The following is a 15,141-nucleotide window of genomic DNA, read 5'->3' as shown; positions in this document are numbered from 1 at the left end:
AGCTATCAGTATTTTAGCGATCGCTCTTTGGGGAAAAACTTTTTGGTTTACTGATTAGATGTCCGTGAATGGACTTGTCCTCATTGTGTTACTCAACATGATCGTGATGGGAACGCATCCGCGAATATTAGAGCCGAAGGTATCAGAATCATAAAGGCGGAGGGTTCAGCCGTCTCTGCTGTAGGAGGGGAGGTAAGTCCTAATCTTGGGCAAAAGTCTAAGTTTAGGCACTCCCCGATGATTACAGAAGCTCAGACTTCAGCCGAAGGCAAGTCTGAGTAGTTCACAGGTAACGCACCATCCAGATTTTTAGTACGCTAGCGGTAGCGTAGCGCACTAACTCCTAACTACTTCTTCACCACTTGCAAGCGCTGAGTTATCATCGTCATCCCATTTCCTCGCAGGATGACAGCAGAAATCCATTGGCTACCAGGGGTAGATGGTGCTTGTCCGGTTTTAAACAGTCCGCCAGATGTCAGTAATTCCAAATCCACGGGTGTAGGGTTAAGAAATTTATCTGGTTGGATAGATTCTTCTAGCGCCGTTCCTAGTAAAAAATCATCACCAAGAGGCTGTTGAACGATCGCATCGAAACTATACTTCTGACCGACTCGCACTTGCTGTGGTAATTTAATATCAATTTGGGGCGGGTTGCTGCCAGAGGTAAGTAAGGTGCGTTCTGCCAAAATGTCTTGGCGGACTATTTTTCCGCCTTCAATGCGCTGACGCGATTTAATTGTGGCATTGAGAGCCAACTTATTACCGTTACTGGAGGGTAAGCCAGTTATTTTCGTTTCTGTTTCAGCAATAATTCCATTGGCTTCAGGTTTGGAAGATAGCAGTTTCGTACTGTATTGCAATTTCGGATATCGTTGCCAAAGTGAAGTCAAAGACTTTTCCAGGGTTTGCAGGTTTAATCCATCCCCATGAGTGAAATTGGGACTGTAGAATTGCAACACCCCTTTGACATCGCCTCGGCTGGCGGCGCTATCAACTTGTGTTAAGAGGTTTTTTAAATCGGCTGGTACATTTTGGGGTGTCGTGGCTTGGGATAATTGCTGTGGTGTCGTCGCCTCAGTACGTTGCCAACCAGTTGTTAAACCAATAGTCAGCAGGAAGAAAACCAGCCAGATATTTGCTGGAAATTTGAGTTGTCGTTTCACTAAGGCGGTAATAATGTTAGTCATTGGTAAGAGTTTACTGATTTGATTAGAGAAAGTAAGCAAATTGTTTTATGTTAGTTAAGCTAGACGCTAAACGGTAGAGGTTTGATGGCAAACGCACCGATACGATTATTAATAGCTGCCAGTGGGACTGGTGGACATTTGTTTCCAGCGATCGCGCTGGCACAAAAACTTCCAGATTATCAAATAGAATGGCTGGGAGTACCCGATCGGCTAGAAACTCAACTTGTCCCCAAACAGTATCCCTTGAATACTATTGCAGTTGAAGGGTTTCAGCAAGGGTTTGGACTTTCTTCGATTCGCATTTTGGGTAAACTCGCCCTTTCGATTCTAGAAGTCAGACGAATTCTTAAACAGGGAAATTTTCAAGGTGTGTTTACCACAGGCGGTTACATTGCAGGCCCTGCCGTCATTGCGGCGCGTTCTCTCGGTTTACCCGTGGTTTTCCACGAATCTAATGCCTTACCTGGTAAAGTAACTCGCTTTTTTGGCCCTTGGTGTAATGCGGTAGCTTTGGGATTTGAAGTAGCTGCCAAGTATTTACCGCGTGCCAAAAATGTCTATGTTGGTACTCCCGTAAGAGAGCAATTTCTGGATGGGGCAATTAATGCACCACTAGATTTAGCGATTCCTGATGGTGTTCCCTTGATTGTCGTCTTTGGCGGTAGTCAAGGTGCAGTTGCGATTAATAAATTGGTGCGCGAATCTGCAAAGGCTTGGTTTGATGCTGGTATTTATGTAGTACATTTAACTGGCGATCGCGATCCAGAAGCAGATAGTCTCAAACATCCACAATACATAGCCTTACCTTTTTACAACAATATGGCCCCGTTGTTGCACCGAGCAACTCTTGCTATTAGTCGTTCTGGCGCAGGTAGCTTAACAGAATTGGCGGTGTGTGGAACGCCAGCGATTTTGATTCCTTACCCCTTTGCCGCAGAAGACCATCAATCTTACAATGCAGACGTATTTACTTCATCGGGTGCAGCGTTAACGTTAAAGCAATCTGAGTTGACAATTGAAGCATTGCAAAATAATGTGTTGAATTTGTTGCAGTCACCCCAAGAGTTAGCAAAGATGGGAGAAAATGCTTATGCGATCGCAGTTCCTGATAGTGCCGAAAAGTTGGCGCAGTTAGTGCGTGAGGTGATAGAAACTTAAACAATTCAATAATTCACGCATTGAACATAACTCAGCACTGGCTCAATGCCCTGCTACCGCTAACAGCACTTTGCGATACTATGTCTTTTCTGTTTGATTTCTAGCCAGTTGTGTTGAAGCGGTGACGCTTGCACTGTATCCACCTGAAAGTGGTTCGGAGAGCGTAAGCGTCAACAACTGGCCATTGGGTGGGATTTTGAGACGGGAATTAATCCCTTGTAGAATTTTCTCAATCTCCCTGTAACCCTGTTGATATCTCAATTAAAACTGCAACAGAAAAACTTTGGATGCCAAATTGCCAAATGCACTTAACATAATTCGTAATTCGTAATGACGCTCGTTCGCTCTTAGCGTCTCCCCTTGGGAGAAGACTCGCTACCGCTACGCTAACGTAATTCGTAATTACGCTCTTGAGAGACGCGGCGCTAAGGGACTTCCAAATAAAAAAATATCCAATTAATTCTTGTGGGGTGGACTGAAAACGAGCATCAACGCTCTATTGACACCTATGGCAAGATGCCCACCCCACAATATTGGATAATTTATTTCTTGGAAGTCCCTAAAAAGGAAAGTATGTATTTTTTATCACACTGAGATTTTTTCATAAATCAAATATGATTCCTATATCACTTGTTGTACCAAGCTTTTCGCCACTGTTGCATTTGTTTAATCTCTATCTCTTGGGCTTTAACAATTTCTTGGGCTAATTTCTTGATTTCAGGGCGCTTAGACTTACTTAAGGCATCTTGCCCCATTGTTACAGCCCCTTCGTGGTGAGGAATCATCGCATTGATAAAGCGCAAATCAAACTCAGCATCAGCCGCACCTAAATTCTGACTCATCATCATAGTTTTCATTTGGTCAGATGACATCTCCATCATGTGACCCATTTGGCTATTGTAAGCCATTGGTTTATTTCCCGCCTTGGGATACCAAGCTTGTCGCCACTGCTTCATCTGAGTGATTTCTTGGTTTTGCGATTTGATGATATTATCTGCTAACTTTTTGATTTCAGGACGTTTTGATTTCTGCTGCGCTTCTTTCGCCATTTCCACAGCGCCTTGATGGTGCGGTATCATAGCATCGATAAATCGTAAATCAAAATTAGCATCGGCTGGGCCTAAATCCATTCCCATGCTGTGATTCATCATGCCACCACCGTGGTTCATCATCTGCTTGTCGTTAGCATTGGTGGCGGTTGCTTCTGGTGTTTGGCTTTGATTCTGGGAAGCAGTACCAGCACAGCCTGTCATTAACCCACCGGCTGAAGCGATCGCACTAAAGGTTAACGCCAAAAAGCCATTCCTTAAAGATAGCAGTTGCATAAGTCTCACCTAACAGTCTTCTAATTCTAATGATCTAATGAACTGATGAAATGAGGATGAAATCTAACTGAATTCTGACTCCTGACTCCTGAATTCTGTTCGATAAAACCAAACTGTGTAAAGAAAAATAAACAAGGCTCAACTCTCTTTCCCCCTGCCTGACGACCTACTTAACCTGGCGCGGCTTCTTCAAAGGGACGGATAATCGCCGGGGCTGGTGTCACTTCTGGTTTAAAGATTCCTTGCAATGCTTGTTCTAAGGTTTGTGCCATCACAATCCGGTTTTCGTAAGCTACCACTACCCGTACTAAGGTTGGTAGACTATTCTGTGTGGCTTCTAGATAGATTGGCTCGACATACAGCAGCGATTGCTCAATGGGAATTACTAGTAAATTGCCTTGAATGGCTCTCGAACCTTGGCGATTCCATAAGGAAATTTGCTGAGAAATTACTGGGTCTTGGTTAATCCGCGCCTCAATTTGCTCTGTGCCGTAAATCAGGCGTTCTTTAGGAAAGACATATAGTACTAGCCTACCGTAGTTTTTGCCATCCGATCGCGCCGCTAACCAAGCAATTAAATTAGTCCGTTGTTTGGGAGTATAGGGTAGAAGTAGGATAAATTCTTCTCTACGAGAGGCAACTCTATCAGAGATGCGATCGCCAATAAAAGAGACGGTGGGTAAACTCGTAATCAAATAGTATGGCTCTACCGGACGGGGTTTACTATCATAGATTTCGTTGGGAATCTGCCACTGGTCTTCCCGATTATAAAATACTTGGGGGTCGGTCATGTGGTAGGTCATCAACCGCTCAGATTGAATTTTGAAAAAGTCCACCGGATACCGGGTATGACTGCGGAGATTGACTGCCATTGTACTAAGCGGTTTGAACATATTGGGAAATATCGCTGACCAAGTAGTAATGATCGGATCGTTGCGATCGCTAATATAAAAGTTAACAGTGCCGTGATAAGCATCAATCACTACTTTGATCGAATTGCGAATGTAGTTGATGCCATCGCTACCTGTGTCTGAGTAGGGATAGCGATCGCTCGTTGTGTAGGCATCAACAATCCAATAAAGATAACTGGGATTACTTGGGAAGTCTTGATTAGCAGCAGCAGCGACTAAATAGGGGTCGCTGTCAAATTTCAGGAAAGGTGCGATCGCTTGAATTCTTTCCTTGACATTTCGTCGAAGTAGCACTTTTGTATCTGGCAAAAAGTCCCGCGTTAGCAGCATTTGCCAATCTTTCAAATACATGGCAAATAGCCACCGTCGCCATGCTGAACCGATTTCAACGCCACCCAATCCATCGTAAGAGTTGTAAACATTGTCACTACCGCTAGGGTAGTCTAGCTCTCTGACTTTTGTGCCAGTCATCACATAAGTATTAGTAATTTCACCGTAATAAATTCGGGGTTGCCCAATGGGAATACTGTCACGAACGGCTTCATTAGAGGTTGTGAGAGCGCTACTATTACCGCTAATATCTTTAACAAAATATTCTGGTAGCCCACCCGCCCCAACTGTATTAACTGGACTAACTGTAAACCCGAAACCGTGGGTATAAATTAAATGGCGATTAACCCATGTTTGAGCTTCTTGTGGTACGGCACTGTAGTCTAATTCTCGTGCCGCAATCAGTACTTGTCGCCCTTCTGTTGATTCAACTTGAGGTTTTGGTGGCTTTGGCGGGGCAAATGGTCGGCGGGAAGTTTCATCGGTTTTGAGGGTATATCGATCGATATCGGCATCGGGAAACCGATAATAGGGTCGAATTTGTTGCAATTGACGGTTAGTTTCTAAGAGTGGTCGCTCATCCCAAAGGCGAATATTCCGAATTGTCAAGGCATTCTTTTGAATATCAGCTTCAGTCAATGTTCCTTGTGGGTTGAAGGTTCTAGCATCGATCGCCTCTAAATCGAATGCTTGGCGAGTCAAGGCGATGGTACGCTGAATGTAGGGTTGCTCTCGTTGTAACTCGTTAGGTTGAACAATTAAATATTGCACTACAGTCGGTAGAACAACGTCAGCAGCTGCAACTAATATTAGATAAACCCCTAACCCATAAAATACTAAGGGACGATACCGAGATTTTGGTTTCCAGAAAAACGTTCGCCAAAGTAGGTAAAAGGCGATCGCTACTGCCAGGATGCACAAAACGGTGTAAGCTGGCAACTGGGCGGTGACATCGGTATAGCTAGCACCATAACTGACTCCCCGGCTAGAATACACGAGTTCATAGCGACTTTGCCAATAACTCAGAGCCACTACCAGCATCAATAAGCCACCCATCCCGGATAAATGACGCTGCTGTTGGGGCGAAAAACCAGGGAAAATTCCCTGACTCAAACTGTCCCCTGATAGGAGATAAGTGAGAGTAACGGCGACGAAGCCATATAAACATAATCCCATCAGCCAGAGTTCTAGCAGTTCCCAACAGGGTAAGGAAAATACGTAAAAGCTGATATCTCGACCAAATAAAGGCTCGGTGCTGTTGAAAAGTGTCGGGTGGAAATATTGCAGCACCTTTGGCCAGTGTCGGAAGAGGATGAATGCAAAAATGGGACTGAACAAAATTGCGATCGCAGTTAGTAAAAATTGGTGATAAATTAGGATTGCGATCGCTATTCCCACAATTAAACCGAGATACCAAACTTGAGAGACAATCTGTCTCAAAAGTTGCCAGATTGTCTCCAGTCGAAATAGGGCAGGAATCGGTAAAATACCCTGATTAACTGGAGAATGCCAGTAGAAAAGAGCAATTTTACCATAGTGAGCCAGCATTAACCCAATCAACAAGCTCAGTAGTAGAGTTAGGGGTAATAACCAACGCAATCTTAATGTTTGCAAGCCTTGCGGTGCAGGTATCTGGGTTTCGCTGCGTCTTGGATAATTAGGACTGAGAAAATTTGTTAATTTACTGTTGAGTTCTGTTGATTCAATCTTCAGAGATTGGGGATATTTTAGCCGTTGCGCTAAAGCCAGGTTTATTAGTAGATAGGCAGCAGTTATCCCAGCCACCACTAACCACAAAATACCGCGAGTTACTACCCTCAACATAAATACTTGGAGATAGCCAACTTCCTGAAACCAAAAAATCTCTGCTCCCAGACGGGAACCCAAATCCAGGAGTAGCCACAGCCCAAAGCATAGAATTAATAGTCTAAAGCCCCATTTCCAATACATTGAGATGTAATTTAAGTGGTAGCAGTTCGTCTCTCCTTATACTTTAGTTACAAAGAAAGGCAGAGGGCAGAAGGAAAGAAGTATTAATAAAAATTTGGGATGCTCCCTAATTCAGATGCTCTTACCCTGACTTCTAGCGATAGGCTTTAATTAATTTGGCTTTCTAATTCAAGAAAAATTTACCAGAGATTGGATCTTTTTTTAGGGATTGGATAAAATCTCTCAAAGTCATCATGCTGCCTGTTAAAGTGAACTGAGGAGTACCATTTTTAGCAACGATTCTCACTTCACTCTCTTGGATCTGAATCTTATTTTTAATGCTATCCCAGAGAGTATCGAAGCTCTCATCATCCTTACAACCATTGGCTTCAAGGAATTTTTGGCGTACTTCTGTTTTTAATGCCAGTGCTTCTGCTGCTTGAGTCCGCGCCTCAAAGTGCTTCACTACATCTTCATAAGCACTTTCTCTCAGAGTTTTGTTTTCAGCCTGAACTTGCTCTAACTGGGTTTTGATGGCTTTCAGTTGTGATGCTAAAGCGGCTGATTTTTGATATTCAGCTTTTAAGGCTTGCTTTGCACTGGCTAACAAGGTTTTATAATCTAGCTGATCTTGATTTTTTTCGGATTGCATTTTTTTCTCTCGATCAACAGATTTTTGGCGATAACTCTCGTCAGTTATATGATAAAAACTGGCGAGAGCTTAGTAACTTTTGTCTGTGTTACCTGAGCATTAGCTATTTCACTAATAATGTCGATTCAGGGGCAGGATTTTCTTGGATGCTATTCACACAAAAACTAATGTGGGAACGAATAGCTCGCTCATAAACTCCAGTTTGCTGAGTGCGTACCCCTACAGCTTGATATATTAAGTTAACTTCTGGAAATTCAGACCAATACATCAAAAAAATGTCTTTAGCTGGAGTAATAATTTCATAATTATTCTCTTGTCTTTTTTTTCTAAGTTTACAATTATTTAGTTGCAATTTTTGTCTGAATAGTTTTTCAAATTCTGGAATTAAATCTGAAGTATTTTTCATGGTTTATACACGTCAAAACGTGTTAATTATGCAAAGACTATCTGGTGATATTACTAAGTATGACACTTCAGATACCCCTTACTATATAGTGTATCAGTTATCGGGTATTTGAGAAGGGTATTCAGGCGCAAGGGTAACTCGTTAATCTAGCCCGTTGTAGAGAAGAGGTTTTGCGATCGCCAGAAACTGTTAATCGGGATTTCAGTTAGTACAAACGTGCTACTTGTTAATAAAGTTTCTATTGAGTCTCAAGTTTTTACCTGCTCTATCTCTACACCCGTTCCTTGGTCTAGTTCTATGAACTTTGGCCCAGCGATCAGAACTACAATCATCATTAAAAGACTCGTCACCATGATGATGCTCACCACGCTGGGATCTTCAAAATTACTTGTAGCTACTAATAATGCGGCGGCAAAATTACGTTGAGCTGTTCCGACTCCTAGCACTCGTTGAGTATCGATACCAGGGCCGCCCAAAAGATAACCCACGGTAAAGGAGAAGACTATGAAAACGGCACAAACTAAAATTGCACCTGTTTGTAATAAGCTAATGATATCGTTAGTGTGAACTATCAGCCTGACAACCAGACCTACAAGCAATCCAGCATTAGATAATTTGAACAAAATCGGCTGGATAATGGGGGCGATCGCACTCAATTTTGCTTTGATGAATAACCCAATGATCAATGGGCTGACCATCATTAACAATAAGGGTTTGGCAATATCCCAGGAGTTAATTTCTACACCTTCTACAACTAATGGTAGTGCGATCGGCATATAAAAAATTGTCCCCAGCATTAGCAACATCATTAATCCCACTGAGAAAGCTATATTGCCTTTGACTATGTGGGCAAGTTTAGGTAGTGCTGGAGGCCATGATGCTACTGCCATAATCAGTAAGCCATCTCTGAGTGGTTCGCTTAAATGTACTACTTGCAATAGTAAATATACAAAAAGCGGCACTAGGACAAAATTTGTCAGCAGAGATGAGATAACTAAGCGGGGGTTGCGGAGTGGTTCCCAAATCTGTTGTACGGTGAGACTTAACCCTGCACCCAGCATGGTGAACACGATAAATGTGAAAAGTGCGAGTTTGTCGATTATTGACAAGATTTCGTTCATGATTTTTTTTCACGTAGAGGGGCGGAGGGGCAGGGGACAAGGGGGACAAGTCTCTCCCTTGTCTCCCCCTCTTCCTTGTCTACCTTGTCTCTTCTCCATGCCCAATGCCTATTATTTCAATTCCAGGGTGACTTGTTGTAAGTTGCCGGTGAATGCAAAGGGTGTTTGGTAAGTATCTACCGCAGGTGTGCCAGTATCTTGACCAACATCAAAGGTTTCATCTAAACCAAATCGGTAGCCTACGGTTTTATCAATGCGGCCTTCGGCAACCTGTTGATCGTTAATCAAGAGCTTACCAGTACCACCAGATCCCGGAGCGCCACCATCATAAGTAAAGTCAAATTTGATTTGGGATTTGCCGATCGCAATTGGTTGGGAAGATTGAATGATTGTGCCACTGCTATTCAGGAAGTTGTAAGCAAAGCTGGGTTTACCTTCTTTCAAGAAAAAACTCCAACCCGCAAAACGTCCGCCTTGGGTAACTAAAACGCCTTCAGTACCAGATGAAGCAACGTCCACATCAGCAGTGATGCTAAAGGAGCGATTCTTAATATTGGGAGCGCTGCCTTCGGGAATCCCTGCAACAGATGTGTAATAAGTAAAACTATTGCGTCCGGTGGTTAGGCTGGAACGGGTTTTGACATCAAACCGTTGAAGTAAGCGATCGTCCAAGGGCAGAACTTTATATTTCTTTGCTTCCTTCAGAAATAGATTTTGTAGTTGCTCTAACTTGTTAGGGTTCTGCTTGGCTAAATCGTTGGCTTCACTGAAGTCTTTGGTAATATCGTATAGTTCCCAATTATCTTCATCGAAAGTAGTTTTTGAAACACGCTCCCAAGGTAAGCGTCCATGACGAGCGGCTGCTACCCAACCTTGATCGTAAATGCCACGATTGCCAAACATCTCAAAATACTGGGTTTTGTGGTGAGAAGGTGCAGCCGGATCGTCAAAGCTATAGACAAGGCTAGTACCTTCGATGGGTTGTTGTTTTACACCGTTGACTACCTCTGGTTCTTCAATCCCCACAGCTTCTAAAATTGTCGGCGCAATATCAATTACATGATGGAATTGGCTCCGCAGTCCACCACGATTTTTGATGCGTTCGCCCCAAGCCACAACTAAACCATTGCGGGTTCCGCCGAAGTGAGAAGCAATTTGTTTTGTCCATTGGAAGGGGCTATCCACTGCCCAAGCCCAAGCTGCATGAAAATGATTGAAGGTCTTTGGCCCACCTAAATCATCTAAAGCCGCGAGAACTTCTTGAGGACTTTCTGCTACGCCATTAAAGACTTTTAATTCATTAACACTACCTGTTAAGCCGCCCTCAGCACTTGCACCATTATCCCCGGCGATGAAAAAGACTAAGGTGTTATCTAATTCGCCTAGTTGATCGATCGCGTCAATAACTCTACCAATTTGTGCATCAGTATGGCTGAGGAAACCTGCAAATACTTCCGCCTGACGCGCATAAACTTTCTGCTCGGTGGGAGTGAGGGAATCCCAAGCCGGGAGTTCTGCCGGGCGAGGAGTCAGCTTAGTATCGGCGGGAATTACACCAAGGGCTAGCTGACGAGCAAAGATATCTTCGCGTAATTTATCCCAGCCTCGATCAAATTTACCCTTGTACTTGTCGATCCATTCTTTGGGCGCATGGTGTGGGGCATGGGTTGCGCCAGTGGCAAAGTAGGTAAAGAAGGGTTTATCAGAAGCGATCGCTTGTTGGGTACGAATCCACTTAATCGCATGGTCTGCTAGATCGGGGGTGAGGTGATAATCAGGGCGATTTGGTTTCTGAATATGTTGGGTATTTTCCACCAAGGCTGGACTCCATTGATTGGTATCACCGCCCAGAAATCCATAGAAGTATTCAAAACCTAAACTTGTCGGCCAGCGATCGAATGGGCCAGCCGCACTGGTTTCATAGTCTGGGGTATTGTGCCATTTGCCAAAGGCCGCCGTGTTATATCCATAGTCTCGCAATACTTCGGCGATCGTTGCTGCACTTCTAGGTAAAATCGCGGTATAACCTGGGTAGCCTGTGGCTAACTCCGTAACCACACCCGTACTCACAGAATGATGATTGCGTCCTGTGAGCAATGCGGCTCTAGTAGGAGAGCAGAGTGCTGTGGTGTGGAATTGGTTATAACGCAATCCCCTTTCTGCTAGATGGTCTAAATTAGGCGTATCGATTAGACCGCCAAAGGTGCTGGTTTGTCCAAAACCGACATCATCAAGCAACACCAGCAAGATGTTTGGTGCATTTTCTGGAGCCTTAATTGGTTTGGGGAAGTCTGGTTCGGATTCTTTGTAAGTCAGGCCAATTTTGCCTTTAAAAGATGGTTGGGGTAATGGCAATTTGTCGCCGTAGTCCGCCCAAGCAGGTAGAGGTAAGAGACTAGAAAATATTAGCGTTAGGGCTGTCAAAAAGGCGATCGCGCCAGAAGTTAACTTGAGAGATGTATACAAAGAATCTCTCTTGTGAGGATCAGTCATACAATTTTGGATTTATAGGTAGTGTGCTGGAAGCCAAATTTTTAACTAGCCGAAACCCGATATGAGTAGTTCCCGTATCGGGTGATTCTGACTCCCGCGCCGCCGGACGGAAGCGGCTACAGTAATTGGGAGCGCAGAGATACGATCCCCCCTTGATTACGTGTAGTTGTGATTCATCGGGCTTTTTGGGATCAAAGCTTTGATTGAAGGCAGTAGGATTAATTTGATGGGATTTGCGTAGGCGTAGCCCGCCGTAGGCATCGCGTCCGACTTGAAAGAAATCAGTAGTCCATTCCCACACATTGCCGGTCATGTCATAGAGTCCATAACCATTGGGTGCAAAAGAACCAACGGGAGCAATGCCCAAGTGACCATCAGCTTTGGTGTTGAAAAAGGGAAAAATTCCTTGCCAAGTGTTGGCTCTATGTTCAGAATATTGATCGCCCCAAGTGTATGTTGCACCATCCAAGCCACCACGGGCGGCGTATTCCCATTGAGCTTCCGTGGGTAGGGATTTTCCTGACCATTTGGCGTAGGCTAGGGCATCTTCGTAAGCTATGTGAACAACTGGATAGTTGGATTTGTTAGTGATAGCACTGTCTAGCCCAAAGGGATGTTGCCAATTCGCACCAATAGTCCAATGCCACCAACTCAGAAAGGAAATTTGCTTAACACCCGGTTTTGCCATCTCAAACACTAAGGAACCCGGTAATCGCTGCTCATCGGGTAAATTGGGAAACTGTTCTTGAGATAAGGGACGCTCTGCAACTGTCACATATCCTGTAGCTTTGACAAATTCACCAAACTGTGCATTAGTTACCTCATATTTATCAATACAGAAGTTAGTCACCGTTACATCTCCAGGCGATCGCTCCTCTACAAAACTGGAATTATCAGACCCCATTTTGAAGGTTCCTCCTGAAATCATCGCCATACCTTGGGGACAGGGATTGACTGTGGCTGCTAATGCGGTTGTATTGATGAATAAGAGTGCGATCGCTATTCCGTGAATGAATATTAGTGTAAGAAAGTAAGGTTTTTTTCCATCTCTAATATTCTCAATTTTGCTATTTCTAATTGAATACCTGTAGTTCATCAATAATATTCAACTTTGCTTAAAACTTATCTTGTTTTGCATTTTAGATGAACAATCTCCCTTTTCTTCCTACTTTTCGCTAATCTATTGTTTGCCGAGCAATCTGTATTTATATCAATCAATTTTAAGAAGAATTTAATATTTGATACCATGAAGAAACCATTAACTCTAAAATTAGGCTAATTTACAATAAAGATATTTATTTTTAATAAAATACGAAAAGTCTATTGATTTGCCGATGTATTGTCTAATATTGATAAATTACATCTTGTGAAAACATAAGTCAAGTACTATATATATTTAGCTGCGAAAAAGCTTAACACCACCTCAGCGAGATATTGGTATAGCCACAAAACCAGTTTTGATACCCTTCTTAAACCCAGTTTTTTCGTAAAACTGGAGTACTTCCTTTGTTTGACTTCCACTTAGGAGCATTACTTTGTAACAATTATGACTCCATGCAAATTGTAAAGCATGATGTATCAGGCACTTTCCTACACCTTGGCGACGATAATCGGGATGAGTAATTACATTCTCAATTAGTCCATAGGGACGAGCGCCTCGCGTCAGATTAGGGACAATCACCAAAATACAAGAAGCAATTAAGTTTCCCTCCCAGTCTGCTACAAAGCAATTAATCTTGCGATCGCTCAATATTTCGTTCCATATTTTCTCAAGAGTTGATGCGTCAGGTAAGGGAGCATCAGTTGGGTTCAGATGTTTGTACAAGTCTAGCAGTGCTGATAATTCATCTTGCTGAACGCTGCGTATTGAAATATTCATAATTTATGTGAGATTTTAAATTATTTTGTAAACCCATATTTCAAATTTAGCCTCAGAGGATAGATTAGTTTTTAAAGAGCCATAATGATTGATACAAAATTCTTCAAATTCATTTATTACTTGATGAAATATCTCATCTGATACTCGCCAACATAAACCGTATGCTCGTGCTTTGAAAAAACTTAGTAACTCTTCAACTGTATTGCTAACTCTCCATTCCTTAGCTACGAAGTAATTTGATACGTAACCTTTTTGTTGTAAATATGCTTCTACATCTATCTTGTGTATTACTGTATCAATACTTTTTGGCTGTAAATATGCTTCTACATCTATCTTGTGTATTACTGTATCAATACTTTGGGATTCTTGCTTTGTTCCTTCATACTTAGATAGGATATCTCGAAAATATCCTTCAAATTCTCTTCTAGCTGGTGGGGTAATCCACTGACAATTGAGATAAAAGCCTCTATAGTTCAGTACTCGATCAATGTTGTCTAAAAATACTCTCCAATCAGAGACAGTATGGATCATGTGAACAGTCAATACAACATCAAAACTGTTGTCTGAAAAAGGTAATTGTGAAGCATCACCGTGAATCAGGTTCAAATTAGGAGGAGACTTCTGCACTTGCAAGTGGATAATCTGGCTGAAGTTGAGAAGCAGAACGGGCTTGTTCTACGTGCAAGGGAACTGGATCAATCAGATGAACTTGATACCCTAGCTGGGCAAGCCAACAAGCATAGATACCTGAGCCGCCGCCAACATCGAAAATCACTGCGGGGGGAGGAGGTAAGTAGCGGCTAAGAAGCTCTTGGGTGCGAACTAGTTCAATGGGATTTGTACGCTTTAATAAGCGTTCAGCTTCTAAACCACGCTCATAATGAGCTAGTACCTCATCTGAAAGCAGGTTTTGTAAATTAGACTTGTCTGACATGAAATTTCCTCCTTTTAAGATTTAATCTATGAAAAGCTCTATGACTAAATAGCAAACAGTTTTCCTCTCGGACGAAGTGCCGATTCAATAGAACCACGCCTTGCCAAACTCCATATTGTGGCTTGATTTGCCGTAACTACAGGAATCTTTAAATCTGCCTCTAATTCCTCAATCACCTCAAATGTTCTCCATGCCGTACAGGGCAACACAATAACATCTGCACCTTTGTGAGATACCTCTTTGATGAAAGCTGCGGCTTCATCGGGGAACTGATGCCAAAGGTAATTTTTTTTCGCTACTTCTTTTGGGCGTTCATCACCTTTAAACCCCACTATTTCAAAAGGGGCTTCACTCAAAAACGTTTTTAAGCTTTGGTTGTTCCATTCAGGGTAAGGGGTGACTACAGAAATTTTCCTAATTTTTAGGTATGTCAGTGCTTCTAATAAAGCTAGAGCCGGTACAATAACTGGCACTCCTAGCACCTGTGTCAAACGTTGTTGTAATTGTTCGGCAAAAACTCGCCCTCGGTAAAATGTTGCTGTCGTGAAGCCGTATGCTCCAAAATGTACCCCGGCTCTTGCTAATTTTTCTACTTCCTTAACAGCTTCTTCGTTGATGTCATCCATTGATTCATCGCTCTCATAAGCGTGTGAGCGTTGAGCAATGACGCGATGGCTATGAATACTGACTTGACTGGAAAAAGCAGAGCTAAAGTCAGGCTCAAACGTCGTGTTACCTGCGGGTACTAGCAAGCCAAGACGGATGTTCCTATTAGAGTCAGCTTTCGAGTACATATAATACCTCTTTTTGACAAGC

General features: G+C 42.9%; 13 protein-coding genes and 1 pseudogene. 2 read left to right on the top strand and 12 right to left on the bottom strand.

Translation table 11 applies throughout. From position 1 onward, the window contains the following. Positions 1-54: 54 nt before the first annotated feature. Positions 55-282, top strand: a pseudogene (locus HWQ37_RS18395) (zinc ribbon domain-containing protein); the annotation flags it as partial. Positions 283-347: 65 nt separating this feature from the next. On the opposite strand, the gene HWQ37_RS18390 reads toward HWQ37_RS18395, so the two are convergent. Then, the gene (locus tag HWQ37_RS18390) at positions 348-1,187 is read right to left on the bottom strand and encodes a nuclear transport factor 2 family protein (RefSeq protein ID WP_292749444.1); all 840 of its coding nucleotides are present in this window, start codon (positions 1,185-1,187) and stop codon (positions 348-350) included. Between the two features lie 84 nt (positions 1,188-1,271). Between HWQ37_RS18390 and murG the strand changes: the two genes are divergently transcribed. Further along, complete coding sequence (gene murG, locus HWQ37_RS18385; protein ID WP_292749442.1) at positions 1,272-2,345, top strand: undecaprenyldiphospho-muramoylpentapeptide beta-N-acetylglucosaminyltransferase; 1,074 nt, start codon at positions 1,272-1,274, stop codon at positions 2,343-2,345. 626 nt (positions 2,346-2,971) lie between these two features. Here the strand turns inward: murG and HWQ37_RS18380 are convergent. The 11 genes from HWQ37_RS18380 to HWQ37_RS18330 form a co-directional block, all read right to left on the bottom strand. Further along, positions 2,972-3,670, bottom strand: coding sequence for a DUF305 domain-containing protein (locus tag HWQ37_RS18380; RefSeq protein WP_292749440.1), 699 nt, complete (start codon positions 3,668-3,670; stop codon positions 2,972-2,974). Between the two features lie 170 nt (positions 3,671-3,840). Continuing rightward, positions 3,841-6,861 carry a UPF0182 family protein gene (locus tag HWQ37_RS18375; RefSeq protein WP_292749438.1) on the bottom strand — a complete coding sequence of 1,007 codons (3,021 nt, stop codon included), beginning with the start codon at positions 6,859-6,861 and terminating at the stop codon, positions 3,841-3,843. Between the two features lie 163 nt (positions 6,862-7,024). Then, on the bottom strand, positions 7,025-7,492 hold the full coding sequence (locus HWQ37_RS18370; RefSeq protein WP_292749436.1) for a hypothetical protein: 468 nt from the start codon (positions 7,490-7,492) through the stop codon (positions 7,025-7,027). A 103-nt stretch (positions 7,493-7,595) separates the two neighbouring features. Next, entirely contained in the window at positions 7,596-7,898 is a 303-nt protein-coding gene (locus HWQ37_RS18365) for a hypothetical protein (protein ID WP_292749434.1), read from the bottom strand. 248 nt (positions 7,899-8,146) lie between these two features. Next, the gene (locus tag HWQ37_RS18360; RefSeq protein WP_292749432.1) at positions 8,147-9,019 is read right to left on the bottom strand and encodes a bile acid:sodium symporter family protein; all 873 of its coding nucleotides are present in this window, start codon (positions 9,017-9,019) and stop codon (positions 8,147-8,149) included. Positions 9,020-9,130: 111 nt separating this feature from the next. Continuing rightward, complete coding sequence (locus HWQ37_RS18355; protein WP_292749430.1) at positions 9,131-11,512, bottom strand: arylsulfatase; 2,382 nt, start codon at positions 11,510-11,512, stop codon at positions 9,131-9,133. Then, on the bottom strand, positions 11,505-12,608 hold the full coding sequence (locus HWQ37_RS18350; RefSeq protein WP_292749428.1) for a formylglycine-generating enzyme family protein: 1,104 nt from the start codon (positions 12,606-12,608) through the stop codon (positions 11,505-11,507). The genes HWQ37_RS18355 and HWQ37_RS18350 overlap by 8 nt, the downstream gene beginning before the upstream one ends. A gap of 327 nt (positions 12,609-12,935) precedes the next feature. Continuing rightward, the gene (locus HWQ37_RS18345; protein ID WP_292749426.1) at positions 12,936-13,391 is read right to left on the bottom strand and encodes a GNAT family N-acetyltransferase; all 456 of its coding nucleotides are present in this window, start codon (positions 13,389-13,391) and stop codon (positions 12,936-12,938) included. Positions 13,392-13,406: 15 nt separating this feature from the next. Then, positions 13,407-14,018, bottom strand: a complete 612-nt coding sequence (locus tag HWQ37_RS18340; RefSeq protein ID WP_292749424.1) for a class I SAM-dependent methyltransferase — start codon at positions 14,016-14,018, stop codon at positions 13,407-13,409. Continuing rightward, a complete protein-coding gene (locus HWQ37_RS18335) occupies positions 13,999-14,325 on the bottom strand; it encodes a class I SAM-dependent methyltransferase (RefSeq protein ID WP_292749421.1) in 327 nt (108 codons plus the stop codon). Before HWQ37_RS18335 ends, HWQ37_RS18340 begins: the two co-directional genes overlap by 20 nt. A 44-nt stretch (positions 14,326-14,369) precedes the next feature. Then, positions 14,370-15,119: a maleate cis-trans isomerase family protein gene (locus tag HWQ37_RS18330; protein WP_292749419.1), complete on the bottom strand. Its 750-nt coding sequence runs from the start codon at positions 15,117-15,119 to the stop codon at positions 14,370-14,372. Between the last annotated feature and the right edge of the window lie 22 nt (positions 15,120-15,141).

It is taken from the genome of Nostoc sp. NMS4 (assembly GCF_017115095.1).
GTDB lineage: Bacteria > Cyanobacteriota > Cyanobacteriia > Cyanobacteriales > Nostocaceae > Nostoc.
The sequence above is the reverse complement of the archived record's forward strand: the minus strand, read 5'-3'. Positions and strand labels throughout refer to the sequence as shown.